23 protein-coding genes and 2 pseudogenes are annotated in these 24,560 nt (G+C 70.5%); 13 read left to right on the forward strand and 12 right to left on the reverse strand.

Annotated elements, in window-relative coordinates; translation table 11 throughout:
• Positions 1 to 30: 30 nt before the first annotated feature.
• Entirely contained in the window at positions 31 to 432 is a 402-nt protein-coding gene (locus tag ACWDA7_RS08465) for a hypothetical protein (protein ID WP_450603462.1), read from the reverse strand.
• Between the two features lie 128 nt (positions 433 to 560).
• Here ACWDA7_RS08465 and ACWDA7_RS08470 point away from each other — a divergent pair, with 128 nt between their 5' ends.
• The gene (locus tag ACWDA7_RS08470; RefSeq protein WP_450603391.1) at positions 561 to 1,205 is read left to right on the forward strand and encodes a uridine kinase family protein; all 645 of its coding nucleotides are present in this window, start codon (positions 561 to 563) and stop codon (positions 1,203 to 1,205) included.
• Between the two features lie 230 nt (positions 1,206 to 1,435).
• Here ACWDA7_RS08470 and ACWDA7_RS08475 read toward each other — a convergent pair whose 3' ends face one another.
• A complete protein-coding gene (locus ACWDA7_RS08475) occupies positions 1,436 to 2,236 on the reverse strand; it encodes a SigE family RNA polymerase sigma factor (protein ID WP_450603392.1) in 801 nt (266 codons plus the stop codon).
• Positions 2,237 to 2,523: 287 nt separating this feature from the next.
• Between ACWDA7_RS08475 and afsQ1 the strand changes: the two genes are divergently transcribed.
• From afsQ1 to ACWDA7_RS08500, 5 genes are all read left to right on the forward strand, one after another.
• Positions 2,524 to 3,201, forward strand: coding sequence for a two-component system response regulator AfsQ1 (gene afsQ1 / locus ACWDA7_RS08480; RefSeq protein WP_329505869.1), 678 nt, complete (start codon positions 2,524 to 2,526; stop codon positions 3,199 to 3,201).
• Positions 3,198 to 4,763, forward strand: a complete 1,566-nt coding sequence (locus ACWDA7_RS08485; protein ID WP_450603393.1) for an ATP-binding protein — start codon at positions 3,198 to 3,200, stop codon at positions 4,761 to 4,763. Before afsQ1 ends, ACWDA7_RS08485 begins: the two co-directional genes overlap by 4 nt.
• Entirely contained in the window at positions 4,760 to 5,374 is a 615-nt protein-coding gene (locus ACWDA7_RS08490; protein ID WP_450603394.1) for a hypothetical protein, read from the forward strand. Before ACWDA7_RS08485 ends, ACWDA7_RS08490 begins: the two co-directional genes overlap by 4 nt.
• A 259-nt stretch (positions 5,375 to 5,633) precedes the next feature.
• A complete protein-coding gene (locus ACWDA7_RS08495) occupies positions 5,634 to 6,185 on the forward strand; it encodes a VanZ family protein (protein WP_450603395.1) in 552 nt (183 codons plus the stop codon).
• Positions 6,186 to 6,348: 163 nt separating this feature from the next.
• The gene (locus tag ACWDA7_RS08500; protein WP_359393920.1) at positions 6,349 to 6,555 is read left to right on the forward strand and encodes a PspC domain-containing protein; all 207 of its coding nucleotides are present in this window, start codon (positions 6,349 to 6,351) and stop codon (positions 6,553 to 6,555) included.
• Positions 6,556 to 6,633: 78 nt separating this feature from the next.
• On the opposite strand, the gene ACWDA7_RS08505 is transcribed toward ACWDA7_RS08500, so the two are convergent.
• Complete coding sequence (locus ACWDA7_RS08505; protein ID WP_450603396.1) at positions 6,634 to 6,993, reverse strand: ATP-binding protein; 360 nt, start codon at positions 6,991 to 6,993, stop codon at positions 6,634 to 6,636.
• Positions 6,994 to 7,122: 129 nt separating this feature from the next.
• Complete coding sequence (locus tag ACWDA7_RS08510; RefSeq protein ID WP_359393735.1) at positions 7,123 to 8,277, reverse strand: adenosine deaminase; 1,155 nt, start codon at positions 8,275 to 8,277, stop codon at positions 7,123 to 7,125.
• A gap of 113 nt (positions 8,278 to 8,390) precedes the next feature.
• Between ACWDA7_RS08510 and ACWDA7_RS08515 the strand changes: the two genes are divergently transcribed.
• Complete coding sequence (locus tag ACWDA7_RS08515; RefSeq protein ID WP_450603397.1) at positions 8,391 to 9,167, forward strand: alpha/beta hydrolase; 777 nt, start codon at positions 8,391 to 8,393, stop codon at positions 9,165 to 9,167.
• A 265-nt stretch (positions 9,168 to 9,432) separates the two neighbouring features.
• On the opposite strand, the gene ACWDA7_RS08520 is transcribed toward ACWDA7_RS08515, so the two are convergent.
• Positions 9,433 to 10,395 (reverse strand): LysR substrate-binding domain-containing protein, encoded by a 963-nt coding sequence (locus ACWDA7_RS08520; RefSeq protein ID WP_450603398.1) that lies wholly within the window; start codon positions 10,393 to 10,395, stop codon positions 9,433 to 9,435.
• A 63-nt stretch (positions 10,396 to 10,458) separates the two neighbouring features.
• On the opposite strand from ACWDA7_RS08520, the gene ACWDA7_RS08525 reads away from it, so the two are divergent.
• The 6 genes and pseudogenes from ACWDA7_RS08525 to ACWDA7_RS08550 all read left to right on the forward strand — a co-directional run bounded on the left by ACWDA7_RS08525 (position 10,459) and on the right by ACWDA7_RS08550 (position 16,733).
• A complete protein-coding gene (locus tag ACWDA7_RS08525) occupies positions 10,459 to 11,727 on the forward strand; it encodes an MFS transporter (RefSeq protein WP_450603399.1) in 1,269 nt (422 codons plus the stop codon).
• 102 nt (positions 11,728 to 11,829) lie between these two features.
• Positions 11,830 to 12,072, forward strand: a pseudogene (locus tag ACWDA7_RS08530) (DNA polymerase III subunit beta); the annotation flags it as partial.
• 21 nt (positions 12,073 to 12,093) lie between these two features.
• Positions 12,094 to 12,711, forward strand: a complete 618-nt coding sequence (locus ACWDA7_RS08535) for an IS607 family transposase (protein WP_450603400.1) — start codon at positions 12,094 to 12,096, stop codon at positions 12,709 to 12,711.
• Positions 12,708 to 14,681: a zinc ribbon domain-containing protein gene (locus ACWDA7_RS08540; RefSeq protein ID WP_450603401.1), complete on the forward strand. Its 1,974-nt coding sequence runs from the start codon at positions 12,708 to 12,710 to the stop codon at positions 14,679 to 14,681. Before ACWDA7_RS08535 ends, ACWDA7_RS08540 begins: the two co-directional genes overlap by 4 nt.
• Before the next feature lie 9 nt (positions 14,682 to 14,690).
• Positions 14,691 to 15,617 (forward strand): annotated as a pseudogene (locus ACWDA7_RS08545) (DNA polymerase III subunit beta); the annotation flags it as partial.
• Between the two features lie 108 nt (positions 15,618 to 15,725).
• Positions 15,726 to 16,733: a sigma-70 family RNA polymerase sigma factor gene (locus ACWDA7_RS08550; protein WP_450603402.1), complete on the forward strand. Its 1,008-nt coding sequence runs from the start codon at positions 15,726 to 15,728 to the stop codon at positions 16,731 to 16,733.
• Here the strand turns inward: ACWDA7_RS08550 and ACWDA7_RS08555 are convergent.
• The 7 genes from ACWDA7_RS08555 to ACWDA7_RS08585 all read right to left on the reverse strand — a co-directional run bounded on the left by ACWDA7_RS08555 (position 16,626) and on the right by ACWDA7_RS08585 (position 24,428).
• The gene (locus tag ACWDA7_RS08555; protein WP_432931775.1) at positions 16,626 to 17,012 is read right to left on the reverse strand and encodes an STAS domain-containing protein; all 387 of its coding nucleotides are present in this window, start codon (positions 17,010 to 17,012) and stop codon (positions 16,626 to 16,628) included. The genes ACWDA7_RS08550 and ACWDA7_RS08555 overlap by 108 nt on opposite strands.
• 260 nt (positions 17,013 to 17,272) lie before the next feature.
• Positions 17,273 to 18,550 carry a thymidine phosphorylase gene (locus ACWDA7_RS08560; RefSeq protein ID WP_450603403.1) on the reverse strand — a complete coding sequence of 426 codons (1,278 nt, stop codon included), beginning with the start codon at positions 18,548 to 18,550 and terminating at the stop codon, positions 17,273 to 17,275.
• Between the two features lie 80 nt (positions 18,551 to 18,630).
• Positions 18,631 to 19,032 carry a cytidine deaminase gene (locus ACWDA7_RS08565; protein ID WP_359393751.1) on the reverse strand — a complete coding sequence of 134 codons (402 nt, stop codon included), beginning with the start codon at positions 19,030 to 19,032 and terminating at the stop codon, positions 18,631 to 18,633.
• Positions 19,029 to 20,291 (reverse strand): ABC transporter permease, encoded by a 1,263-nt coding sequence (locus tag ACWDA7_RS08570; protein ID WP_450603404.1) that lies wholly within the window; start codon positions 20,289 to 20,291, stop codon positions 19,029 to 19,031. Before ACWDA7_RS08570 ends, ACWDA7_RS08565 begins: the two co-directional genes overlap by 4 nt.
• On the reverse strand, positions 20,291 to 21,415 hold the full coding sequence (locus ACWDA7_RS08575; RefSeq protein ID WP_432931768.1) for an ABC transporter permease subunit: 1,125 nt from the start codon (positions 21,413 to 21,415) through the stop codon (positions 20,291 to 20,293). The genes ACWDA7_RS08570 and ACWDA7_RS08575 overlap by 1 nt, the downstream gene beginning before the upstream one ends.
• Positions 21,412 to 23,094, reverse strand: coding sequence for an ABC transporter ATP-binding protein (locus ACWDA7_RS08580; RefSeq protein WP_450603463.1), 1,683 nt, complete (start codon positions 23,092 to 23,094; stop codon positions 21,412 to 21,414). The genes ACWDA7_RS08575 and ACWDA7_RS08580 overlap by 4 nt, the downstream gene beginning before the upstream one ends.
• A 281-nt stretch (positions 23,095 to 23,375) precedes the next feature.
• Complete coding sequence (locus ACWDA7_RS08585; RefSeq protein WP_450603406.1) at positions 23,376 to 24,428, reverse strand: BMP family lipoprotein; 1,053 nt, start codon at positions 24,426 to 24,428, stop codon at positions 23,376 to 23,378.
• Positions 24,429 to 24,560: the final 132 nt, after the last annotated feature.

The following is a 24,560-nucleotide window of genomic DNA, read 5'->3' on the forward strand; positions in this document are numbered from 1 at the left end:
TGTGACGCTCCGGCGCCGGTCGGACAGGTGTCAGTGCACCGCCCCGAGCACCTGTCCGACCACCGGGATGCTGCCGAGCGACTGCGCCTGGGCCACCGGCCGGGTCAGGGCCTGCGAGGACAGCGGCTTGAAGTCGGCGACCTGGGTGCCGACTCCGTTGTCGAGCGGGTCGACGCCCGTACCGGCCAGGGGGTTGGGCTTGAGGCCCGCGAGGGGACCGGTGGCGTATCCCGCCGCCCCCGTCAGGGCCGGCAGCGCCGCCTGTGGGTCGGCGTGACCGAGCGACGCGGGCCGGGTGCGCATCACATCCAGGACCGGTCCGGTGTCCGCCGATGCCGTGGCCGCGCCCGCCCCAAGTGCGGCACCCGTGGTCGCGAGGGCGACCAGGACCCGCCGAGCGGTGGGGTTCTTGGGCGAGGCGTGTCGTGCCATGGCTGCTGCCACCTTCTCCGTGCTCAAGGTAATCATGTCGGCACACAGGGTAGTTGAGGTGTGATGTGCGCTCCAACGCCGACCCGCGGGGTCGGCGCGGTGTCCGCGATGCGTCAGACTGGTGTCCCATGAGTGTCCACCCACCGGTCCCCGCCCGCGTCGTGCTGCTCTGCGGCCCCTCCGGCTCCGGCAAGTCCCTTGTCGCCGCGCTCTCCGGTCTGCCCATGCTGCGGCTCGACGACTTCTACAAGGAGGGCGACGACCCCAGCCTCCCGCTGGTGGAGGGGAGTTCGGACATCGACTGGGACCACCCGGACTCATGGGACGCGGACGTCGCGGTCGCGGCCATCGCCGAACTGTGCGCCACCGGCCGTACGACGGTGCCGGTGTACGACATCTCGCTCAGCGCACGTACCGGCGAGGAGACGCTGAGCATCGGCCGTACGCCGGTCTTCGTCGCGGAGGGCATCTTCGCCGCCGAGGTCGTACAGCGCTGCCACGAACTCGGCCTCCTGGCCGACGCGCTGTGCCTGACCCGCGGTCCCTTCGCCACGTTCCGCCGCCGCTTCGTGCGCGACCTCAAGGAGGGCCGCAAGTCGGTCCCGTTCCTGCTGCGCCGCGGCTGGCGGCTGATGCGCGCCGAACGGTCGATCGTGGCCCGCCAGACCGCGCTCGGCGCACACGCCTGCGACCGGGACGAGGCGTTGAGCCGGCTGGCGGCAGCGGCGGCGGGCCGGCGTGCGGCGGCGCTGAACACCGCGGCCATCGGCTGAGGAATCACGCGGCGGCCAACCGCGTCCGCGAGGACGGCGACGGTTCAGGTGCCGAAAAACGGTTCAGGCACAAAAAGGGAGAAGCGGGACTGGAAGGACCCCCGACCCCCCAGTCCCGCTTCTCCTGCTCCCCCGTGTTCCCCCGTGGTGGTGCTTCCCCGTGATCCCCCAGCGGTCCCGTCGGCTCCCCCGAGATGCCGGAACCGCTCCCCCGTGTTTCCCCCGATCCCTCAGGCGACGAGCTCGCCGAAGGACTCCTCCTCGTCACGGCCGAAGCTGAGGACCTCGTCCTCGCGCAGCCGGCGGAGCGACCGCCAGATGCTGGACTTCACCGTGCCGACGCTGATGTCGAGGATCTCCGCGATCTCCGGGTCCGTGCGGCCCTCGTAGTAGCGCAGCACCAGCATGGTGCGCTGGAGCTCGGGCAGCCGGGCCAGCGCCTGCCACAGGACGGCGCGCAGTTCGGTGCCGCGCATCGCGTCCGTGTCGCCGGCGGTCTCCGGCAGCTCCTCGGTCGGGTACTCGTTCAGCTTGCGCCGGCGCCACGCGCTGATGTGCAGGTTCGTCATCGTCCGCCGCAGGTAGCCGCCCACGGCGGCCTTGTCGCTGATCCGGTCCCAGGCCTTGTAGGTCGAGAACAGCGCGCTCTGCAGCAGGTCCTCGGCCTCGAAGCGGTCGCCGGTCAGGTGGTACGCGGTTGCGTACAGGGAGGCGCGGCGCTCCTCGACGTAGGCGGTGAACTCCGCCTCCGCCGCCGAACGACGCTCCCCCGCGGCCTCCCCGTACGCGGCTCCCCCGTGAGCCTCCCCCGTGTGTGCGTCGACCACCGCCATGTAGGGCTGGTGCCCCGGCTGTGCGGGCACGGTGTACGCACGCCCGGTGCCGCGAGCGCACCCCCGCCCTCCCCCGAGCTCTCGACTCCGCTCGAGCAGGGAGGCGCCCCCTCCCGCCCCGGACTTCTCGGAACCCCGGGTCACATCGTGCAGGCGCGTGACCACTGCGCTGGGAACAGTGCCGTGCAGCGTGTTCATCTCGTGCCCCCCGTCGTGGACTTCCGGTGTTCTGTCTTGCTTCCTTGCCTGTGCCGAAAAGCTTGCCCGGGCCACTTCATGGCCGTGTCCGTCGACTGTCACAGACCTGTCACAGAGGCTGCCCGCGGCCGCGTCACGGCGCCGGCACGGACGAGAGTGGTATGACCACACGGCCGCACCGCCGGGCGACGCCTCGAACGGCGCTGGAACGCAGGTGGCGGGGCCTGCCGCCGCCGAAGTTGGCAGGAGGTCGAAAGACGGCCGGGGCATGGGCCAGAATGACACCCGTGCCTTCCCTGTTGCTGATCGAGGACGACGACGCCATCCGGACGGCCCTGGAGCTCTCTTTGACGCGCCAGGGACACCGTGTGGCCACCGCTGCCACCGGCGAGGACGGTCTGAAGCTGCTGCGCGAGCAGCGGCCGGATCTGATCGTCCTGGACGTGATGCTGCCCGGCATCGACGGGTTCGAGGTGTGCCGGCGCATCCGGCGCACCGACCAGCTGCCGATCATCCTGCTCACCGCACGCAGCGACGACATCGACGTCGTGGTCGGCCTGGAGTCCGGCGCCGACGACTACGTGGTCAAGCCCGTGCAGGGGCGGGTCCTGGACGCTCGGATCCGGGCCGTGCTGCGGCGCGGCGAGCGGGAGGCCAGCGACTCGGCGACGTTCGGCAACCTCGTCATCGACCGGTCGGCGATGACGGTGACCAAGAACGGCGAGGACCTCCAGCTCACCCCGACCGAGCTGCGGCTGCTCCTGGAGCTGAGCCGGCGGCCCGGGCAGGCGCTGTCCCGGCAGCAGTTGCTGCGGCTGGTGTGGGAGCACGACTACCTGGGCGACTCACGCCTCGTCGACGCGTGCGTGCAGCGGCTGCGCGCCAAGGTCGAGGACGTTCCGTCCTCCCCCACGCTGATCCGTACGGTCCGCGGCGTCGGGTACCGGCTGGACGCTCCTCAGTGACCGATCCACACGGGGGACTCCGCGGCTGGGCCGCGGAACGCAGGACCGCAGTGTCACGACTTCGCTTCACCAGCCTCAGACTGCGCCTCGTCGTCGTCTTCGGGCTGGTCGCGCTCACCGCCGCCGTGTCGGCGTCCGGCATCGCGTACTGGCTCAACCGCGAGGCCGTCCTCACCCGCACCCAGGACGCGGTGCTGCGCGACTTCCAGCAGGAGATGCAGAACCGCGCCGGATCGCTCCCGGTGCACCCGACACAGGACGAACTCCAGTACACCGCCGGGCAGATGGCGAACAGCAGCCAGCGCTTCAGCGTGCTCCTGGTCGCCACAGACGAACGGGGCAGGACCGTCGTCGGCAACTCCGACCTGGACACCTTCACCCTGGAGGACGTGCCCGCGTCGCTGCAGAAGGCGGTGAACAAGCAGCAGGCGGTGTCGTCCACCAACAAGTACGCCTACCACCTGTACTGGCAGCGGATCGTCGACGGCGGCAAGCCCTACCTGGTGGGCGGCGCGAAGGTGATCGGCGGCGGCCCGACCGGCTACATGCTCAAGTCCCTGGAGCCGGAGGCCAAGGACCTCAACTCGCTGGCCTGGTCCCTCGGCATCGCCACCGGCCTCGCGCTGATCGGCTCGGCGCTGCTCGCGCAGGCCGCCGCGACGACCGTGCTGAAGCCGGTGCACCGCCTCGGCATCGCCGCCCGGCGCCTCGGCGAAGGCAAGCTGGACACCCGGCTGCGCGTCTCCGGCACCGACGAACTGGCCGAACTGTCCCGGACGTTCAACCGCGCCGCCGAGTCCCTGGAGAAGACGGTCGCGGACATGAGCTCCCGCGACGAGGCCTCCCGCCGCTTCGTCGCCGACATGTCCCACGAACTGCGCACTCCCCTCACCGCGATCACGGCCGTCACCGAGGTCCTGGAGGAGGAGCTGGACGCCGAGACGGGCGGCATCGACCCGATGATCGAGCCCGCGGTACGGCTCGTGGTCAGCGAGACCCGGCGGCTGAACGACCTCGTCGAGAACTTGATGGAGGTCACCCGCTTCGACGCGGGCACGGCCCGGCTGGTGGTGGACAACGTGGACATCGCCGATCAGATCACCGCGTGCATCGACGCGCGCGCCTGGCTGGACGCCGTCGAGCTGGACGCGGAGCGGGGCATCATGGCCCGCCTCGATCCGCGTCGCCTGGATGTGATCCTGGCGAACCTGATCGGCAACGCGCTCAAGCACGGCGGATCGCCGGTGCGGGTCTCGGTTCGCGAGGAGGACGAGGAGCTCGTCATCGATGTGCGGGACCACGGTCCCGGCATCCCCGAGGACGTCCTGCCGCATGTCTTCGACCGCTTCTACAAGGCGAGCGCCTCACGTCCGCGCTCCGAGGGCAGCGGCCTGGGTCTGTCCATCGCGCTGGAGAACGCGCACATCCACGACGGCGAGATCACTGCTGCCAACTCCCCCGACGGCGGGGCGGTGTTCACGCTGCGCCTGCCGCGGGACACATCGCCGCTGATCGAGGAGGAGAACGGGAACGGAAAGGGCAGGAAGGGGAACGCCCGATGAGAAGACATGGCGCACGCCCCTGGCTCGCCGTTCCGCTGCTGGCCGCGCTGCTGGCCGGCTGCGGCATCCGCTCCACGCAGGTGCCGACGGACTTCGGCCCGGCTCCGTCCCGCGTGCCCTGTGCCCTCTCCGGTGCGGACCTGTCCGCGCAGGCGGGCCGCGGCATTCCCGTGCAGGTCTTCCTGCTGTGTGCCTCGCAACTGGTGACGGTGGACCGTTCCGTGCGGATACCCGACGGCACGGCGGAGGCCGAACGCCGGGTGCTGGTCGCCCAGGGGCTGCTCGGCCAGCTCGCCGCCAGGCCGTCCGCCGCGGAGAAGCAGGCGGGCTACTCCACGGACGTGGCCGCGGGCATCAAGGTCACCGGGGCGCGCGACAGGGACCCGGAGAACACGTTCCGGCTGAGCGTTCGGGTGCAGGACCTCACCCCGTACGCCCTCGCGCAGATCGTCTGCACGTTCGCCGACTCGGAGGCGACCGCCGCCGACGACGGGACGGTCGTGCTCGGCGGCCCGGACGTCCTGCCGCTGCGCCGCTACTCGTGCACGCCCGAGGTACGTTCCCGTCCGGGGAGCGAGGAACCGCCGTCCAGCGACGTCACCCCGTCCTGACCGCCTCATGCCGCACCGGCCCGGCGTCGGACCGGCCAGAGCCGCCTCACCCCGTGCTGGCCCGGTACCGGACCATCCAGAGCCGCCTCACCCCGTCCTGGCCCGGCACCGGACCATCCAGAGCCGCCTCACCCCGTCCTGGCCCGGCACCGGACCGGCGACCGCATCCGGGCGCTCCCTGCCCGGCACAGGAGGGAACCGTTCACACGTCGCGGTGAATGCCGGAACCGGAAGTGCCGCACCCCGCGTCTAGGGGGGCGTGCAGCGTCAAGGCTCAACCGGCGGCAGCGCCGCGATCAGCATCCGTGTGGCAGGGGGTCTCCTCCTCGTCGCACACCTCGCGTTCGTCGCCTGGATCACGCTGCGCCCCCTGGACGTGCCCTGGGTGAGGCCCGCCAACCTGCATCCGTTCGCCAGCATCAGGGCCGATCTCGCACTGGGCGGGCCGGAGGCAGCCCGCAGCATCGGCAAGGGGCTCGCGCTGCTCGCTCCGCTCGGGGTGCTGCTGCCCATGGCGGGCGGCAGGCTCCATGTGTCGCCGCTCGCTTCGCTGGCCCGTACGGTCGCCGCGGGCACCCTGATCTCACTCGGCATCGAACTGCTGCAGACCGGGGTGCCGGGGCAGGTCCCCGACATCGACGCGATCCTGCTCAGCACGGTCGGCGTGGCCCTGGCCCATCTGCTGGTCGTGCCCGCGGCCCGGTACCGGCTCCGCCGCCGGGTCGAGCACCGGCGCCGGGCGGCCCTCCCCCGGGAGGAGCCGGCTCAGGGGCGGACCCCGACGATTCCCAGGGTCGGAATAGCCCCGTAGAGCGACGCTTCGCCCCTTTCATCCCCGTAGCGTGGAACACGTCGAAAGCGCCGAGGACTTCGCGACCGCCGAGAACAGCGACACGGCCGGAGCCCGACGCCGACCGGGCGTCCCGGCAACCGCCGGGACCGGACTCACGGCCACGGTTCGCGAAGGAGCCACCATGACCACCCTTGCACGCCCCACGGACGGACGGATGATCGGCGGAGTGTGCGCAGCTCTGGCGCGGCGCTTCGGCACCTCCGCGACCACGATGCGCGTGGTCTTCCTGCTCTCGTGCCTGCTCCCCGGCCCCCAGTTCCTGCTCTACATAGCGCTGTGGATCCTGTTCCCCTCGGAGGAGAAGTCGGGCACGCACCCGGCCTGGTGACACCGGTCCAGGCAGCGACGCGCCGATGGGGCGCCCCGGAACCGGGGCGCCCCATCGGCGTACTGCGGGCGGACGGCCTCAGCCGAGCGGGATCCCGTTCACCGGCAGGCCGTGCGTCGGCAGTCCCCTGACCGGAAGACCGCCGAGCAGCCCGGCGACCGGCGCGGCCGGACCGTCGGCGACGACCTTGTGGGCGACCGGCTGGGCGGCGGCCACCGCGCCGCCGAGCGCATTCTGACCCTGGCCGAGGGCCTCACCCGTGCCCGGCACGATTCCGCTGAGGTCGCCTACCGGCAGCGCCTGGGTGACGGTGTCCAGTCCGGCGACGTTCGGCACGGCGGGGGCGGCGGGGGCTGCGCTCGCGACACCCGCGCCCGAGGCGGCGAAGGCGGCACCGAGCGCGGCGACACCGAGGGTCTTGGCAGCAGACTGCTTCATGATGAATGCGTCCTTCGTCCGATGACGGGGATCTGAGCGGTCCAAAACCGTAAACACGCGCATCACGGGTCCGCAAACATGCAAAAGCGGCCGGGACCTCGGCTCCCGGCCGCTCCGCAAACGAATACGTCAGCTCTCCGACGGCGCAGAACCACTGGTGGAGGCGGTCTGCTGGAACAGCCATTCGGACTTCAATTCGGCGTAGCCCGGCTTGATGACGTCATTGATCATCGCCAGTCGTTCATCGAAAGGAATGAATGCTGACTTCATAGCATTGACCGAGAACCATTGAAGATCATCGAGCGTATAGCCGAATGCCTCGACCAGGTGGTCGAATTCCCGGCTCATGCTCGTCCCCGACATCAGCCGGTTGTCCGTGTTCACCGTGGCCCGGAAGTGCAGCCGCCGCAGCAGCCCGATGGGGTGGTCGGCGTAGGAGTCGGCGGCGCCGGTCTGCAGGTTCGAGCTGGGGCAGAGCTCCAGCGGGATGCGCTTGTCGCGTACGTAGGAGGCGAGGCGGCCGAGCTTCACCGAGCCGTCCTCGAGCACCTGGATGTCGTCGATGATGCGCACCCCGTGCCCGAGCCGGTCGGCACCGCACCACTGCAGCGCCTGCCAGATGGACGGCAGCCCGAAAGCCTCGCCGGCGTGGATGGTGAAGTGGTTGTTCTCGCGCTTGAGGTATTCGAAGGCGTCGAGGTGCCGGGTGGGTGGGTAACCCGCCTCGGCACCGGCGATGTCGAAGCCGACCACCCCGAGGTCGCGGTAGCGGTTGGCCAGTTCGGCGATCTCCAGCGCGCGGGCCGCGTGCCGCATGGCGGTGAGGAGCGCGCCGACCCGGATGCGGTGGCCGTTCGCCCTGGCCCGTCGCTCGCCCTCCCGGAAGCCCTCGTTGACGGCCTCGACGACCTCTTCGAGACTGAGCCCGCCCTCCAGGTGCTGCTCGGGGGCGTACCGCACCTCGGCGTAGACGACCCCGTCCGCGGCGAGGTCCTCGGCGCACTCGGCGGCCACGCGCACGAGCGCCTCGCGGGTCTGCATCACCGCGACGGTGTGCGAGAAGGTCTCCAGGTACCGCTCCAGGGACCCGGAGTCGGCGGCCTCGCGGAACCAGATGCCGAGTTTGGCCGGGTCCGTCTCGGGGAGGTGGGCGTAGCCGGTGTCGAGGGCCAGATCGACGATCGTGCCGGGGCGCAGGCCCCCGTCGAGATGGTCGTGCAGCAGGACCTTGGGAGCCCGGCGGATCTGGTCCCCGGTCGGGGTGTTCTGGTGCTGGCTCGTCATTTCCGCACCATAGCCCCTACGCGCGTAGAACCGGACGGACGGCAGGGCGTCGATACCCAAAGGTGACCGGCGATACGGGTTTCGTACACCGTCGCTTCTGACACTGTTCTGTCATGGCACATCAAGCGACGCCGGTTCGCAGGGCCCGGCTGGGGAGGGCGCTCGGCCCGGAGCCGACAGCGGTGAGCGGCGCGGTACTGCTGCTCCCGGGCGGCGACGAGGTCTCCGCCCGCAGACCGTCCCTCCTGATGGCCGCCGCCCCCGTGCGCGCGCTCGGCCGCCGACTGGCACGGGCCGGCCACGGTGAAGGCCTGGTCAGCCATGCGGTGCACTACCGCTACCGGGGCTGGAACGGCAGCGAGGCACATCTGGCACGGGACGCCGTCTGGGCCGCCGACGAGGTCGTACGCCGCTACGGCGACGTGCCGGTCTGCCTGGTCGGCATCGGCATGGGCGGCCGGGCGGCGCTGCACGCGGCCGGGCACCCTGCCGTCAACTCCGTGCTGGCACTGGCCCCTTGGCTGCCCGAGGACGACATGGCGGCCTCACCCGAACCGGTGAAGCAGTTGGCCGGCCGGCAGGTGCTGATCGTGCACGGCACGAACGACGAACGCACGGACCCGGAGCTGTCCTTCCGGCTGGCGGAGCGGGCGAAGAAGGCGAACCGCGACATCTGCCGTTTCGAAGTGCACTCCGACGGCCACGCGTTGCACCAGTACCGGTCCGAAGTGCACGCCCTGGCCGAGGACTTCGTGATGGGCACGCTGTTCGGACGGGCCTTCTCCCGGCCGGTGCAGGACGCGCTGGCCGCTCCGCCGCCGCTGGGGTTGCGGATGCCGCTCGCGGCGGGGTTCGGACGGTCGCTGCGCCGGCCCTCGGAGCCCCGCTAAGGGCTACCGTCCGCACCGGCGCGGGTCCCGAGGCGCGCGGCTCCACCGCGCCGGGCTACGCGCAAGGGCGGCGGCACCGGAGGCGGTCGCCGCGCAGACCCCCGGAGTCCGCCAGGAGCGACCGTCCGCACCAGCGCGGGCCCCGAGGCGCGCGGCTCCACCACACGGAACGACACGCTAGGGCGGCTGCACCGGAGGCAGTCGCTCCACCGCGCGGGACGACACGCGAGGGCGGCGTGCGAGCCGCCACGACGGCTCCGTACCGTCAGTCCGGCAGCAGCCGCCCCCTCCTGGACAGCAGGAACTTCTTGAACGCCGCGACCGGGGGCGTGTCGACATGCCCCTCCAGCCATGCGACACCGATCTCGCGGACCGCCCTGGGCGCGGTGACCGTCAGCTCGGCCACCCCGGGGCGCGGCACCGCGGGCGGCGGCAGCAGTGCCACGCCCAACCCCGCCGCGACCAGGCCGCGCAGGGTCTCCGCCTCCTCGCCCTCGAAGGCCACCCGCGGCGAGAACCCCGCCTGCCGGCACAGGTCGTCGGTCATCCGGCGCAGCCCGTATCCGGGTTCGAGGGTCACGAAGGTCTCGTCGGCGGCCTCGGCGAGGCGGATGCGCCTGCGGCCGGCGAGCCGGTGGTCGGCGGGCACCACGAGCCGCAGCTTCTGCTCGTCGATACGGCGGGCGACCAGACCCGGCTCGTCGGGCACCGGCGAGGTCAGGCACAGGTCCAACTCCCCCGCCCGCAGCTTCTCGAGCATCGCCTCGCCGTAGTTCTGGACGAGGCTGAAGCGGACGCGCGGATGATCGGCGCGGAAGGCGTGGAGCAGTCCGGGCACGGTCTCGGCGCCCATCGTGTGCAGAAAGCCGAAGGCGACCTTGCCGGCGGCCGGGTCGGCGTCCGCGCGGACCTCCTCGGCGGCCCGCTCGATCTCCGCCAGGGCACGCTCGACGGAGCCGACGAACGTGCGGCCCGCCGGGGTCAGCGAGACGGTGCGGCCGCGTCGGGCGAACAGCTGGACGCCCAGGTCCTGTTCCAGCCGGACCAGCGCCCGGGACAGGGTGGACTGCGGAACCTGCATCTCCTGCGCGGCACGCGTGACGTGCTCGGTACGGGCCACGCCCGCGAAGTACACAAGGCGCGGCGCGAGCAGCGCGACGATGTCTACTCCATCACTTGTGTCACCGTACGGTGACAGGCCCTCGTCTGACCTCTGCTGATGCACCATGGGAACGATTATGGGGTTTCTGTGCATTGGACGGATGAGCGACGCGGTCCGTACGTTCGACGCATGCCTGCTGCCGATACCGGGGCGTCCACCATCGTGGGCGCCGATGCCACCACCCAGACGTCCGCCGACTCACGGATGACCCCCGGCGGCCCCGGCTACCGCCGGATGAGCCTCGCCCTCTTCCTCGCCGGGGTGGCGACCTTCGCCCTCCTCTACTCCACGCAGGCCCTGCTGCCGCTCGTCTCCCGCGACTTCGGGGTGACGGCGAGCGCGGCGAGCTGGACGGTGTCGGGCGCGACGGGCGGACTGGCGCTCTTCGTGATCCCCATGAGCGCGCTCTCCGAACGGTTCGGACGCCGTACGGTGATGACGGCGTCCCTGGCGGTCGCGGTGACGGTCGGTCTGCTGGTCCCCTTCGCTCCCTCGCTCGGCGCACTGATCGCCCTGCGGGCGGTCCAGGGCGCGGCGCTCGCGGGGCTGCCGGCGTCGGCGACGGCATACCTGGCCGAGGAAGTCGGCCCCAAGGCGCTGATCACGGCGATCGGCCTGTTCGTGGCCGGCAACAGCGTCGGCGGGATGAGCGGGCGGGTGATCACCGGCTGGGTCGCGCAGGAATGGGGCTGGCGGGTGTCCGTCGGCACCATCGGCGTGATCGCGGTCGGCTGTGCGGTGGCCTTCCGGATTCTGCTCCCGGCGCCCAAGAACTTCAGGCCGGGCTCGCTGCGCCCCCGCGTGCTGGCCGGCGCGGTCCGCGACCACCTCGCCAACCCGCTGCTGCGCCGGCTGTACGCGATCGGCGCACTGTTCATGACGGTCTTCGGCGGCGTCTACACGGTGATCGGCTACCGCCTGACGGAGCAGTTCGGCCTGCCGCAGGGCATCATCGGCTCGATCTTCCTGGTCTACCTGGTGGGTACGGCGTCGGCGTCGACGGCGGGCCGGCTGGCGGCCCGGCTCGGCCGCCGTGGCGCGCTCTACCTCGCGGCAGGCACCACCACGTCGGGTCTGCTGCTGTCGCTGGCGCCCTCCCTGCCGCTGGTCCTGCTGGGCCTGGTGCTGATCACCGCGGGCTTCTTCGCGGGCCACGCGGTGGCGTCGTCGGCAGTGAGCCACACGGCCAAGCACGGGCGCGCCCAAGCCTCGGCGCTCTACCAGTCGGCGTACTACATCGGCTCCAGCACGGGCAGCACGCTCGGTGCGGTGGCCTTCCACGCGGTCGGCTGGGCCGGGACGGTGGGCATGGGCGGGCTGGCGGTGCTGGGCGTGGTGACGATCACGCTGTTCGGATCCCGTGCGGCCCGCGCCGAGCGCCGGCTCGCAACGGCCTGATCCCGGGCTCGGACCTGCGGCGCGTCTCCCCTGGCCGGCGCCGGTTGTCGGTGGTCGCGTATAGCGTCCGCGCGACAACTGGGCCGAGCAGGGAGTGTGTTCATGGAGTTCCGGGTCGACCGCCGAGTCCTCGCCGAGGCCGTGGGATGGGCGGCCCGTGTGCTGCCCGCGAGGACGCCGGTGCCGGTACTGGGCGGACTGCTGCTGGAGGCAGGAAGCGGGCGGCTGACCGTGTCGGGGTTCGACTTCGAGACAGCCGCGCGGATCGAGACAGCGGCGGAGACGGCGGCCGACGGCCAGGTGCTCGTGCTGGGGCGCAGGCTCATCAATTTGCTTAGAGTTCTTCAGTGATCGTACGGTGATCGTGTGGAACTTCTTCGACTCTCAAAGGCCGCCAAACGTTTGGGTGTTCACCCCGTGACGCTTCGGCTTTGGGCTGACTCGGGGAAGATTCCGGTGACTTGGGTCGGGCGTGAGCGCCGGTTCTCCTCGATCGATGTGGAGGCGATGAAGGTCTCCACCGGTGGCGAGCGTGTCCGCCTGGAGGGCCTGTACGTGCGCGTGTCCGGCTCCTCCGGGCTGGAATCCTCGCTTCAGGCGCAGGAGAAGGAGCTGCGGGCCGCCTCCACCGGGGAGATCGTCAAGGTCTTCCGTGACCGAGCCTCTGGCCTGCGGGAGGACCGGCCCGGTCTGAGCCGGCTGCTGCGGGCCGTTGCTGACGGCTCGGTGACCGTCGTGCGGGTCACGCACGAGGACCGGCTCGCTCGGTTCGGTGTCGGCTGGCTCAAGCACTTGCTGTCCGTGCAGGGCGCGAGTCTTGAGGTGCTGCACCCGAAGAAGCTCGGTGGCCGGGATGAACTGCTTGAGGACTTCGTTTCGCTGGTCACCACGTTCGCCGGCCGCCTGTACGGGATGCGGTCGGCTGAGAACCGGCGTCGCCTGCTGGCCGAGTCGGGCCAGTGCGACGCAGGGCGCGCCGCGTGAGTCGAAAGCTGCCGATCGGTAAGGGCGCGACCTCCCGTACCGCGTGCGCCCGCGCCCTGCTCCGCAGGGCAGTGGACGAGAAGACAGGCGAACGCCTGTCGCTGTCCGCTGTGACGTTACGCGTCGGCTGGTGCGCGGACCTCGTGTCCCACATGGCCGCCGCCCTGCTGGCCGGACACTGGAATACCGACGATGTTGATGTGCTGGCCTCCGGCGTCGACGCGGGCGGCCGGAAACTGCCGTCGAACGCGTGGATGGCGCTGCGGCGTCTGGGCTGGAGTGCCGCCCCGCCCGAGGGCGTGAAGGTCAACGACCGGATCGTGCGCATGGCCCAGGAGCAGGCCGGGCGGGCGCTTCGCTCAGCGAAGTGGCGCGCTGACCTGACTGCCGGGGTGCTGGCGGCATGGCCCATCGATCCGAGCAAGCGCACTGCCCGCGAGTGGGACACCGTACGCGCAGCGGTCCCTGGTGGAAAGTATCTGCCGTCCAGCATCATCAAGGCCCGCACCCGGCAGACCGCCACGTATCTCAAGACCAACGGCCGTCTGCCCGTGGACGTGTTCGAACTCGAAGGCACCCCGAAAGCGGCACGCCTGCTGCTGCTCGCCGCGTGCGATGGGCAGCAGGCCACGATCGAACGCTCCGAAACCGACACCGGGCAGGCGCTGCTACGGCTTCAGCTGCCCACCCGCCCCGACCCGCAGACATACCGTGACTGGACGTGGGTGGCCTGCCCCATCGTTCTGCCGCCGACGGTCCCGGCATCGGCGGTGCTCCACCTTCCCACCCTCCGCCTCGCGGGTGACACCGTGCGCGCTGACCTGGCATACACCCACGCCGTCCCCAAGGCCAGCCGAACCGGTCATACGGTGGCGCTCGGCGTGGACTGGGGCCTGAACACGCTCCTCAGCACGGGCGCCGTGCAGCTGAACGGCGACGGGCGCGTCACTGCGCTCGGTGCCGGCGCCCAGTTCCGGGCCGCCGGTGTGCTCGCCAAGCAGCACCGCCTGCGCCGCCTCTCGGAGCGACTGCACACCAAGGCCGACCAGTACCTTCGGCTCATCCGCCGCAGCGAACACCATGCACTCGCTCCGCGACTGGACGTGCTGCGAGATGAGATCCGGCACGTGTCCCACCGCAGGTCGACCCTCAACGACGCGCTTGCGTGGGCTGCCGCCAGGTGGGCCGTCGACCAGGCCATCGCGGCCGGGGCCACGGTGATCTATGTCGAAAATCTGCGGTCGATGGAAGCCGGGGGCATGGGCCGCACCCTGAACACCCGCCTGTCCCAGCAGGTCCGCGGACAAATCGCCGGCCGCATGCGGCACCTCGCCACCGAGCAGGGCATCGCCGTGGTCACGGTTCCGGCCCGGAACACCTCCAAACTGTGCCCGCACTGCCTGACCCCGCTGCGGCACCGCAAAGCCCCCGACCGGCCCACCACCGCGGGATGGAAATGGGCCATCTGCCCCAACCAGGACTGCCGTTGGCAGGGCGACCGCGACCACGGTGCCTGGCGCCGTATCGCAGCCCGCGGCCTGGCCCACCAGGCCAAGACCGTTTCCGACCGCACCAGCGGCCTCATGGTGATCCGCTCGGTCGTCGACAACCTGGAAGCGAAGGCGGTCGTCACACCGACTGCCAAGACCAGTCGGAAGGACCGGACCAAGACCGGCCCCACCCGGCGTCGTTCCACACGCCCCGCGCCCAGGCGACGCAGGGCACCCTCCCCAGCACGGCCTCATGGTCCTGCTGGCCAGCGTCCGGAGGGACACGCTCACACGGACCGGACCCGGCTGCCCCGCGCAGCCCACCGACACCAGGGCGTGAACACGATCAGCACACCCACCACCGGCCACCGGCCACGAGGGGCAGCACTCGGCGCGGGATTCCATCTCCACGCCCACGCCTCCCCACCACGGTGGGAAACGATCCCGGAAACTCAATCCAACTCAGGATCGCATAGCTGATCAGAGACGCTGCTGGACATCTGCCGGGTGCTGCCGGACGGTCCGGTGAGCTGTGCACTGGAGGGGACGCGGTTCACCGTGGAGGTCGGCGGCACGCGGTTCGGGCTGTCGACGCTGCCGCGGGAGGAGTACCCGGCGCTGCCGGTGCCTCCGGAGCCGTACGGGAGCGTGGACGCCGCCGCCTTCGCGACCGCCGTCGGCCAGGTCGCCGTGGCCGCCGGCCGCGACGACACCCTTCCCGCGCTCACCGGAGTACAACTGCGCCTGGACGGCGGGACGATGACGCTGGCCGCGTCGGACCGCTATCGGTACGCGGTACGGCGGCTGGACTGGATGCCGGAGGCCGTGGCCGCCGACGGCGCGGTGGAGGCCCTGCTGCCCGCGCGCCGCCTGCACGACGTCTCGCGGTCGCTGGCCCGTTCCGGCCCGGTCGGCATCGGTCTGGCACCGGCGGACGGCGGGCTGATCGGCTTCGAAGGCGGCGGCATTCGGGCGGCGGTGCGGATGCTGGAGGGACGGCTGCCGAAGTACGGGGCACTGTTCGACCTGGCGGGGGCCGCGACCGCCGAAGTGGAGTGCGGGGTGCTGGCGGAAGCGGTGCGCCGGGTCGCGGTGGTGGTGGAGGCCAACAGCCCGGTGCGGTTGGACTTCGCGGCCGACGGATCCGTGGTGCTGCGGGCGGGTTACGGGGACGACGACGCCGTGCAGCGGCTGCCGGCGACGCTGGACGGTGCGGCGGAGGTGTCCGTGGCCTTCAACCCGGGATACCTCCTGGAGGCGCTGACCTCCTTCGAGTCTTCGTGCGTCCGGATGGAGCTGCTCGGGCCGGGGCAGCGGGTGCTGCTCTCGGGGGCCGGGACTGGGGAAGCCGAGGCCGCCGGCGCGCCGGAAGCCGCCCACCGGCATCTGCTGATGTCCGTGAAGCAACTGGTCTGAGCTGGGCTTTCGTGCACTTTGGGGGCCGTTGTCAGTGGCCTGCGGTAGCTTCCGGAGTGCTGGGGCGCGATGGCGCGCGACAGGAACGGCCACATGGGTGGGTGGACCATGAGTGACGGCACGGCGACGATGGACGACCTCGACGTCCAGCTGGAGAAGCACCGGGTCGAACTGACGGGGTACTGCTACCGGATGCTCGGCTCGTCCTTCGAGGCCGAGGACGCCGTGCAGGACACGATGGTCCGCGCCTGGCGGAGCTACGAGAAGTTCGAGGGCCGCTCGTCCCTGCGCTCGTGGCTCTACAGGATCGCGACGAACGTCTGCCTGGACATGCTGAACGCGGGCAACAGACGGGCCCGCCCGATGGACCTGACCGACTCCACGCCGCTGGCCCAGGCCGCCCTGTCCCCGCGCCCCGACAACACCTGGCTGGAGCCGGTGCCGGACGCCCGCGTACTGCCGGCGGTGACCGACCCGGCGGAGGCCGCGGTGGCCAAGGAGTCCGTGCGGCTGGCCTTCATGGCCGCCCTGCAGCAACTTCCGCCCAAGCAGCGCGCGGTGCTCATCCTGCGCGAGGTGCTGGCCTGGAGGGCGAGCGAGGTCGCGGAGCTACTCGACACGTCGGTCGCCTCCGTCAACAGCGCACTGCAACGGGCCCGCGCCACGCTGGCCGACAAGAGCGGCGAGGGCGCCGGCGCCGCCGTCTCCGACCCCCTCGACGAGGAGCAGCAAAAGCTCCTGGAGCGCTATGTGTCGGCCTTCGAGGGGTACGACATGGCGGCGCTTACGGCCCTGCTGCACGAGGACGCGGTGATGACGATGCCGCCGTTCGACCTGTGGCTGCGCGGCACGCAGGACATCACCGGTTTCATGACGACGCTCGGCTCCGCCTGCGCCGGCTCCCGGCTGGTGCCGGTCGCGGTCAACGGCCTTCCGGGCTTCGCCCAGTACAAGCCGGACCCGGACACGGGCGGCTTCACGGCGTGGGCAGTCCAGGTCCTGGAGATGTCAGACGGCAGGATCTCCGGGTTCCACTGCTTCCTCGACACGAAGCGCTGGTTCCCGCTGTTCGGCCTTCCCCTCCAGCTCGAAGGGGAGGCCGACGAGATCGAGTAGGGCGCGCAGGGCGGGTGCCGGGTCGCGGAGCCGGATGCGGCCACCGGCCCGCCGGGCGGTGAGCTGAAGCCGGGCCAGTACGTCCACCGAGGCCAGGGTGACGGGCCTGAGCGCCGCGACGTCACACACGACGACTGCGGCCCCGGTGTCCTTCAGCAGTGCCCTCACGTCCTGGCCGAGCCGCGCCACGTCGTCCCGCGTGACGGGCCCGGCCACCACGAGTACGGCGGGTGTCTCGGCGTCCACGGTCGGTAGACCGGGCGGGCGCCCGGTACTCATCGCCGACGGATCCGCGAGGCACGGCTTTGCCTCTGGTCGACGGGGAACTCGCTGGTGTCGACGACGACGTCGAAGGGTGCGGGAAGCTTGATGGCCTCGCCGAACTTGGCGGTGCTCAGGAGGCGGTAGACGTCGCTGGTCCTCGCTGACGGTGAGTGCGCTCATGGCGATCTCCTGTCGGTGCGTCAGCGAGTTCAGCATGACGAACGGGACCGGTGGCGGTCCACCGGTCCCGTTCATCCGAAAGGGAAAACGCCTGGTCAGGCGATACGTTCCAGCACGACCGGCGAGGCGGCGAAGTCCGTGCCCGGCGTCGCGATGTCGTACGAGCCCTCGATCGCCTCGAGCGCGTACGCGAAGCGCTGCGGGGTGTCGGTGTGCAGGGTCAGCAGCGCCTCGCCCTCCTTCACCGTGTCGCCCGGCTTGGCGTGCATCTCGATGCCCGCGGCCGCCTGCACCGGGTCCTCCTTGCGGGCACGGCCGGCGCCGAGGCGCCAGGCGGCGACACCGATGCCGTAGGCGTCGAGGCGGGTCAGGACGCCCGAGGACGGGGCCTTGATCACGTGCTGTTCCTTCGACGTGGGCAGCGTGGCGTCGGGGTCGCCGCCCTGGGCCGCGATCATCCGGCGCCAGACGTCCATCGCGGAGCCGTCGGCCAGGGCCTTCGCCGGGTCCGCGTCCTTCAGGCCTGCCGCGTCGAGCATCTCGCGTGCGAGGGCGATCGTCAGGTCCACCACGTCCGAAGGGCCACCGCCCGCCAGGACCTCGACCGACTCGCGGACCTCGAGCGCGTTGCCCGCCGTCAGGCCCAGCGGCGTCGACATGTCCGTGAGGAGCGCGACCGTCTTCACACCGTGGTCCGTGCCCAGGCCCACCATCGTCCGCGCCAGTTCGCGCGCGTCCTCGACCGTCTTCATGAAGGCGCCCGAGCCGACCTTCACGTCCAGGACCAGCGAGCCGGTCCCCTCAGCGATCTTCTTGGACATGATGGAGGAGGCGATCAGGGGGATCGCCTCCACGGTGGCCGTGACGTCCCTGAGTGCGTAGAGCTTCTTGTCGGCGGGAGCCAGGCCGTCACCCGCCGCGCAGATGACCGCGCCGACACCGTCCAGCACGGACAGCATCTCCTCGTTCGAGAGCAGCGCGCGCCAGCCGGGGATGGACTCCAGCTTGTCCAGCGTGCCGCCGGTGTGGCCGAGGCCACGGCCCGACAGCTGCGGGACCGCCGCGCCGCAGGCGGCGACCAGCGGGGCCAGCGGGAGGGTGATCTTGTCGCCGACGCCGCCCGTCGAGTGCTTGTCGGCCGTCGGGCGGGACAGCGAGGAGAAGTCCATGCGCTCGCCGGACGCGATCATCGCGGCGGTCCAGCGGGCGATCTCACGGCGGTCCATGCCGTTGAGCAGGATGGCCATCGCGAGCGCGGACATCTGCTCGTCGGCGACCTCGCCCCGGGTGTAGGCGTCGATGACCCAGTCGATCTGCTCGTCGCTCAGCTCACCGCGGTCCCGCTTGGTGCGGATGACGGAGATGGCGTCCATGGCCATGGTTTCCTTCCGAAATTCGAAGGTGTGCGGCCCCTCCGCGCCGCAGGGGGCGACTCGGAGGGGCCGCACGGGAGTTACTTGGTGAGATGGTCCGGCCCGAAGGCCTGCGGGAGCATCTCGGACAGCGGCAGGATCCCAGCCGGGGTCTCCAGCAGCAGGTCGGGCCCGCCGAACTCGTACAGCAACTGGCGGCACCGGCCGCACGGGACGAGGACGTCCCCCTCGCCGTCCACGCACGTGAAGTGCGTGAGCCGGCCGCCGCCGGTGTTCTGCAGCTGCGAGACGAGACCGCACTCGGCGCACAGACCGAGGCCGTACGAGGCGTTCTCGACGTTGCAGCCGGTGACGGTGCGGCCGTCGTCGACCAGCGCCGCGGCGCCGACCGGGTAGCCCGAGTAGGGGGCGTAGGCACGCGACATCGCGGCGCGCGCCACCTCCCGGAGTGCCTCCCAGTCGACCTGCGGGGGCGGCGTCACTTGCCCTGTCCCTTCCGGTAGGGCAGACCGTCGGCCTTCGGCATCCGCAGGCTCTGCGCGGACAGCGAGAGCACCAGCAGGGTGACGAGGTACGGGGTCGCGGTCACGAGCTGCTTCGGGACCTCGTTGGTGCTGACGTACCAGACGAACATCAGCGCCGAGACCACGATCGTGATCAGCGCGGAGACGTACTTCTTCTTCCACACGAGGTACAGCGCTCCGGCCACCAGCAGGATCGCGAGCAGCAGGATCAGCGCATGGACGTTGGTGGTGCCGCCGCGCAGGTTGAGGCTGTCGGTGTAGCCGAACAGGGCCGCGCCGAGAGCGGTACCGCCCGGCCGCCAGTTACCGAAGATCATCGCGGCGAGACCGATGTAGCCGCGGCCGGCGGTCTGGCCGTCCAGGTACACGTTGGACGCCACGATCGACAGGAACGCGCCGCCCAGGCCCGCGAAGCCGCCCGAGATGATCACGGCGATGTACTTGTACTTGTAGACGTTGACGCCCAGGGACTCCGCCGCCACCGGGTTCTCGCCGCAGGAGCGCAGACGCAGACCGAAGGAGGTGCGCCACAGCACCCACCAGGTGAACGGGACGAGGGCCACCGCGATCACGGTGAGCGGCGACAGGTCGGTGACCAGACCGCCGATCAGGCCCGCGAGGTCCGAGACCAGGAACCAGTGCTTCTGGTTGAGCGTGTCCAGCCAGCTCGACAGGCCCGGGATGTCGAAGGTGCCCAGCGAGTCGATCGGCGGGGACTGCTTCGAGGATCCCTGCGGGGCGTTCTCGAAGGTGAACTTCGACAGGTAGCGGGTGGTGCCGAGGGCGAGGATGTTGATCGCCACACCGGAGACGATGTGGTTCACGTTGAAGGTGACGGTGGCGATGGCGTGCAGGACGGCGCCGAGCGCGCCGCCGATGATGCCGAAGACGACACCGGTCCAGGGGCCCCACTGGTAGCCGGCCCAGGCGCCGAACCAGGTGCCGAGGATCATCATGCCCTCGAGACCGATGTTGACGACGCCCGAGCGCTCGGCCCACAGGCCGCCGAGGCCCGCGAGGCCGATCGGGACGGCCAGGCGCAGCGCCGTGGACATCTGTCCCGTCGAGTCGATGCCGTCGGCACCGGTGATGAGGCGGACGACCGAGGTCAGGAGCAGTACACCCGCGACGATCAGCAGGAGTACGGGGAGCGAGAGTCGGCGGCTGCCCTTGCCGGGCTGCTTCGCCTTCGGCTTCGCGAGGGTCGCGGTGGACATCAGGCAGCCACCTCCTTCTTGTGCGAGTTGTTGTTGGCCTCGGCGGCCAGTTCGGCGCCCACCCGCTTCTGCTGGCGGCGCAGGCCCCACTGGCGTACGGCCTCGTACGAGATGACGACCGCGAAGACGATCAGACCCTGCATGATCGTGGCGATCTCCTTCTCGTACGCCACCGGGGTCGCGTAGTCGAGGGCGGGAGACGCCTTGTCGAGGAAGGCGATCAGCAGCGCGGCGAAGGCGATGCCGACCGGGTTGTTGCGGCCGAGCAGGGCGATGGTGATGCCCGTGAAGCCGAGCCCCGTCGGGAAGCTGAGGCTGTAGGTGTGGGCGTCGCCGAGCAGCAGCGGCAGGCCGGACAGACCCGCGACCGCGCCGGAGATCACCATCGCGGTGAGGACCATCTTCTTGGCGTCGACGCCGGAGGCCGCGGCGGCGGTCTCGGAGGCACCGGTGGCGCGCAGGTCGAAGCCGAAGCGGGTGCGGTTGAGCACGAGCCAGTACAGGATGCCCGCGAGGACCGCGAGGAAGACCAGGCCGTAGATCTCGCCGACGTCGGCGCCCAGGTTGATGCCCGGGAACCAGCCGGACTTCTTCATGATGCCGGTCGTCATGTTGTTGCCGACCTGCACGCCCCACACGTTGGAGAGGGTGAGGTAGCCGATGAGGCTGGTGGCGATCGCGTTGAGCATGATGGTCGCGACGACCTCGCTCACACCCCGGGTGGTCTTCAGGATGCCCGCGATACCGGCCCAGAAGGCGCCGGTGAACATGGCGACCAGCATCAGCAGCGGGATCTGCAGGAAGCCCGGCAGCGCGATGTGGGCGCCGACGACGGCGGTCATCATCGCCGCGAGGCGGTACTGGCCGTCGACGCCGATGTTGAACAGGTTCATGCGGAAGCCGATGGCCACCGCGAGTGCCGCCAGGTAGTACAGCGACGCCTGGTTGATGATGAGCACCTGGACGTCGGAGAATCCAGCCTGCTCGATCATCAGCCGGTACGGCTCGAACGGGTTCTTGCCGGAGGCGACCAGCACGACCGAGGTGAGCAGGATGGCCGAGACGAGCGCGATGACCGGACCGGCTACCGCGAGGAGCACCCGCTCCTTGTCGAACTTCTTCATCGGGCGTCGTCCTCCGGGGCGGCGTCGCTTGCGTCTTCGGTGGATTCCTCCACGTGCTCCAGGTGGCCGGACGCGGCACCCGTCATGGCGGAGCCCAGCTCCTCAGGAGTGATGGTGGCCGGGTCGGCGTCCGCGACCAGCCGGCCGTTGTAGATCACCCGGAGGGTGTCGGACAGACCGATCAGCTCGTCGAGGTCGGCGGAGATCAGCAGCACGGCCAGGCCCTCGCGGCGGGCCTCACGGATCTGGTCCCAGATCTGCGCCTGCGCGCCCACGTCCACACCGCGCGTGGGGTGGGCGGCGATGAGGAACTTGGGCTTGTGGCTCATCTCACGGCCGACGATGAGCTTCTGCTGGTTGCCGCCGGAGAGGGAGGCGGCGGTCACGTCGATGCCGGGGGTGCGGACGTCGTAGTCCTCGACGATCCGCCGCGTGTCGTCCTGGGCGCCCTTGATGTCGAGCCAGAAGCCCTTGGCGTTGGGGCGCTCGGTGACATGGCCGAGGATGCGGTTCTCCCACAGCGGGGCCTCGAGCAGCAGACCGTGGCGGTGCCGGTCCTCGGGGATGTAGCCGACGCCCTGCTCGCGGCGCTTGCGGGTGGACCAGGCGGTGATGTCCTCACCGAGGAAGGCGATGGAGCCGGAGTCGGCCTTCTTGAGGCCGATCAGTGCGTCGATCAGCTCGGTCTGGCCGTTGCCCTCGACACCGGCGATGCCCATGACCTCGCCCGCGTGGATGGTGAAGGTGACGTCGTCGAGGACGCGCCGTACCTCGCCGACGCCCTCGGCGGTGCCCTCCGCCAGCAGACCGGAGGACGCCGGCTCGGCGAGCTCGCCGAGGGAGGCGCCGCCGCTCGCGAACGCCGTGAGGCCCTTGACCTCGATGACCGGCCGGTCCGTGACGGTGGACTCGGCGGTCTCCGGGGTGGGCAGCTCGCTGCCGACCATCATCTCGGCGAGCTGGCGCGGGGTGGTCTCGGACGGGACGGCGGTGCCGACCGTCGTACCGCGCCGGATGACGGTGATGTCGTCGGCGACCGACAGGACCTCGCCCAGCTTGTGGGAGATGAAGATGACGGCCAGGCCCTCTGACTTCAGCTCGCGCAGGTTGTCGAAGAGCGCGTCGACCTCCTGCGGAACGAGCACGGCGGTCGGCTCGTCCAGGATCAGCGTCCTCGCGCCGCGGTAGAGGACCTTGAGGATCTCCACACGCTGGCGGTCGGCGACCCCGAGGTCCTCGACCAGGACGTCGGGGCGTACGTTCAGTCCGTAGCGGTCGGAGATCTCCTTGATCTTTTTACGGGCGGCGCCGCCGATGCCGTACAGCTTCTCGCTGCCGAGGACCACGTTCTCCAGGACCGTGAGGTTGTCGGCGAGCATGAAGTGCTGGTGCACCATGCCGATGCCGCGGGTGATGGCGTCGGCGGGGCTGTTGAAGGACACCTGCTCGCCGTCGACGGTGATGGCGCCCTCGTCCGGCTTCTGCATGCCGTAGAGGATCTTCATCAGCGTCGACTTGCCGGCGCCGTTCTCGCCGACGAGGGCGTGCACGGTGCCCCTGCGGACCGTGAGGTGGATGTCGTGGTTGGCTACGACACCAGGGAATCGCTTGGTGATCCCCGCCAGCTCGACCGCGATCGTCGGCTGAGCGGTGAGCGGAGGGCTGCTGGACGCGTCGATGGCGCACTCTCCTTGGAAAAGGGGCCCCTCTACGCGCGTAGCGCCCCTGCCTTAAATAGGGCTCGGGCCAGACCGGAACCGAGCGGTTTCCAATCGTTCCGAGCATTGTGCCGCGCGAACGGGGTGCGGTCAGGCCATCCTTCCCGCACCCCGCTACTCGGCCGTAACGCTCCCATTACGGCAACGCCTTGGCCATGGCTGTTATGGCCTCTTGTCCCGGACGTCCCGGCGCCGTTATGTCGACGCCGGGACTCCGGGGACGCACTTCACGCAGGCGGACGTCAGGAGGTCTTGACCTTGATCGTGCCGTCCTTGATGCCCTGCTCGGCCTTCTTCAGCGCGGCCTGCAGGTCGGCGTTGTTCTTGAACACCGGGTTGGAGTCGGCCAGGCCGACGCCGCCGTTGTCCAGGCTGCCGCGGATCTCGCCGCTCAGCGGCTTCTTGTCCTTGATGACCGACTGGGCGAGGTCGTACACGGCACCGGAGACGTTCTTCAGGGCCGAGGTGAGGATGTAGTTCTTGTACGACGCCAGCGCGCTCTGCTCGTACTGGTCGGAGTCGACGCCGATGGCCCACACCTTGTGCGCGGCGGCGGCCTTGATGACGCCCTGACCGGACAGACCGGCCGCGTGGTAGATGACGTCGGCACCGGCGTCGATCTGGCCGTTCGTGGCGCTCTCACCCTTGTCGGGGCTGGAGAAGCCGCCCTCCTGAGGCGTCTGGGTCAGGTACTGCTTCTCGATCTTGATCTTCGGGTTGACCGACTCGGCACCCTGGACGAAGCCCGCCTCGAACTTGTGGATGAGCGGGATGTCCACGCCACCGATGAAGCCGATGTGGTTCTTCTTGGTGGTCTTGGCCGCGGTGACACCGGCGAGGTAGGAGGACTCCTCCTCGTGGAAGACCAGGTCGGCGACGTTCTTCGCCTGGATGGTGTTGTCGTCGATGATGCCGAAGGTCACCTTCGGGAACTTGGCGGCGACCTCTTTGACGGCCGGCGCGTACACGAAGCCGACGCCGATGACCGGGTTGTAGCCCGCCTTGGCGAGCGTCTCCAGACGCTGCACCTTGTCGGCGTCCGTCTCGCCGTCCTGCGGCTCGACGTCGCGGCCGCTGACGCCGAAGTCCTTCTCGGCCTTCTGGAAGCCGGCGTACGCGGCATCATTGAAGGACTGGTCGCCCTTGCCGCCGATGTCGTACGCAAGGCCGATGCCCTGGGACTTGCCGCCCTTGCCGCCGGCGGACGAGGTGGACGAGCTGCCGCAGGCGGAAACGGTGACAGCAAGGGCTGCGGTTGCTACGCCAGCAACGGCGATTCGGGACACCCGGCGCATGGAACGAGACTCCTTTGTGCGTTGCGCCCATACCAGGCGCTGGTTCCGCGGCAGCGTAACGCGCGTAGACCAGACGGAAAACCCCTTCTGTCCGGTCTGTTATCGAGATGTGGCCACAGCCACACGGCACGT

This window comes from Streptomyces sp. NPDC001156 (assembly GCF_053598275.1).

Bases quoted from the DNA above. Each gene is read 5' to 3' on its own strand.
- ACWDA7_RS08465 (WP_450603462.1), bottom strand. From the start codon at position 432: ATGGCACGACACGCCTCGCCCAAGAACCCCACCGCTCGGCGGGTCCTG.
- ACWDA7_RS08470 (WP_450603391.1), top strand. From the start codon at position 561: ATGAGTGTCCACCCACCGGTCCCCGCCCGCGTCGTGCTGCTCTGCGGC.
- ACWDA7_RS08475 (WP_450603392.1), bottom strand. From the start codon at position 2,236: ATGAACACGCTGCACGGCACTGTTCCCAGCGCAGTGGTCACGCGCCTG.
- ACWDA7_RS08490 (WP_450603394.1), top strand. From the start codon at position 4,760: ATGAGAAGACATGGCGCACGCCCCTGGCTCGCCGTTCCGCTGCTGGCC.
- ACWDA7_RS08500 (WP_359393920.1), top strand. From the start codon at position 6,349: ATGACCACCCTTGCACGCCCCACGGACGGACGGATGATCGGCGGAGTG.
- ACWDA7_RS08505 (WP_450603396.1), bottom strand. From the start codon at position 6,993: ATGAAGCAGTCTGCTGCCAAGACCCTCGGTGTCGCCGCGCTCGGTGCC.
- ACWDA7_RS08510 (WP_359393735.1), bottom strand. From the start codon at position 8,277: ATGACGAGCCAGCACCAGAACACCCCGACCGGGGACCAGATCCGCCGG.
- ACWDA7_RS08515 (WP_450603397.1), top strand. From the start codon at position 8,391: ATGGCACATCAAGCGACGCCGGTTCGCAGGGCCCGGCTGGGGAGGGCG.
- ACWDA7_RS08520 (WP_450603398.1), bottom strand. From the start codon at position 10,395: ATGGTGCATCAGCAGAGGTCAGACGAGGGCCTGTCACCGTACGGTGAC.
- ACWDA7_RS08525 (WP_450603399.1), top strand. From the start codon at position 10,459: ATGCCTGCTGCCGATACCGGGGCGTCCACCATCGTGGGCGCCGATGCC.
- ACWDA7_RS08550 (WP_450603402.1), top strand. From the start codon at position 15,726: ATGAGTGACGGCACGGCGACGATGGACGACCTCGACGTCCAGCTGGAG.
- ACWDA7_RS08555 (WP_432931775.1), bottom strand. From the start codon at position 17,012: ATGAGTACCGGGCGCCCGCCCGGTCTACCGACCGTGGACGCCGAGACA.
- ACWDA7_RS08560 (WP_450603403.1), bottom strand. From the start codon at position 18,550: ATGGACGCCATCTCCGTCATCCGCACCAAGCGGGACCGCGGTGAGCTG.
- ACWDA7_RS08570 (WP_450603404.1), bottom strand. From the start codon at position 20,291: ATGTCCACCGCGACCCTCGCGAAGCCGAAGGCGAAGCAGCCCGGCAAG.
- ACWDA7_RS08575 (WP_432931768.1), bottom strand. From the start codon at position 21,415: ATGAAGAAGTTCGACAAGGAGCGGGTGCTCCTCGCGGTAGCCGGTCCG.
- ACWDA7_RS08585 (WP_450603406.1), bottom strand. From the start codon at position 24,428: ATGCGCCGGGTGTCCCGAATCGCCGTTGCTGGCGTAGCAACCGCAGCC.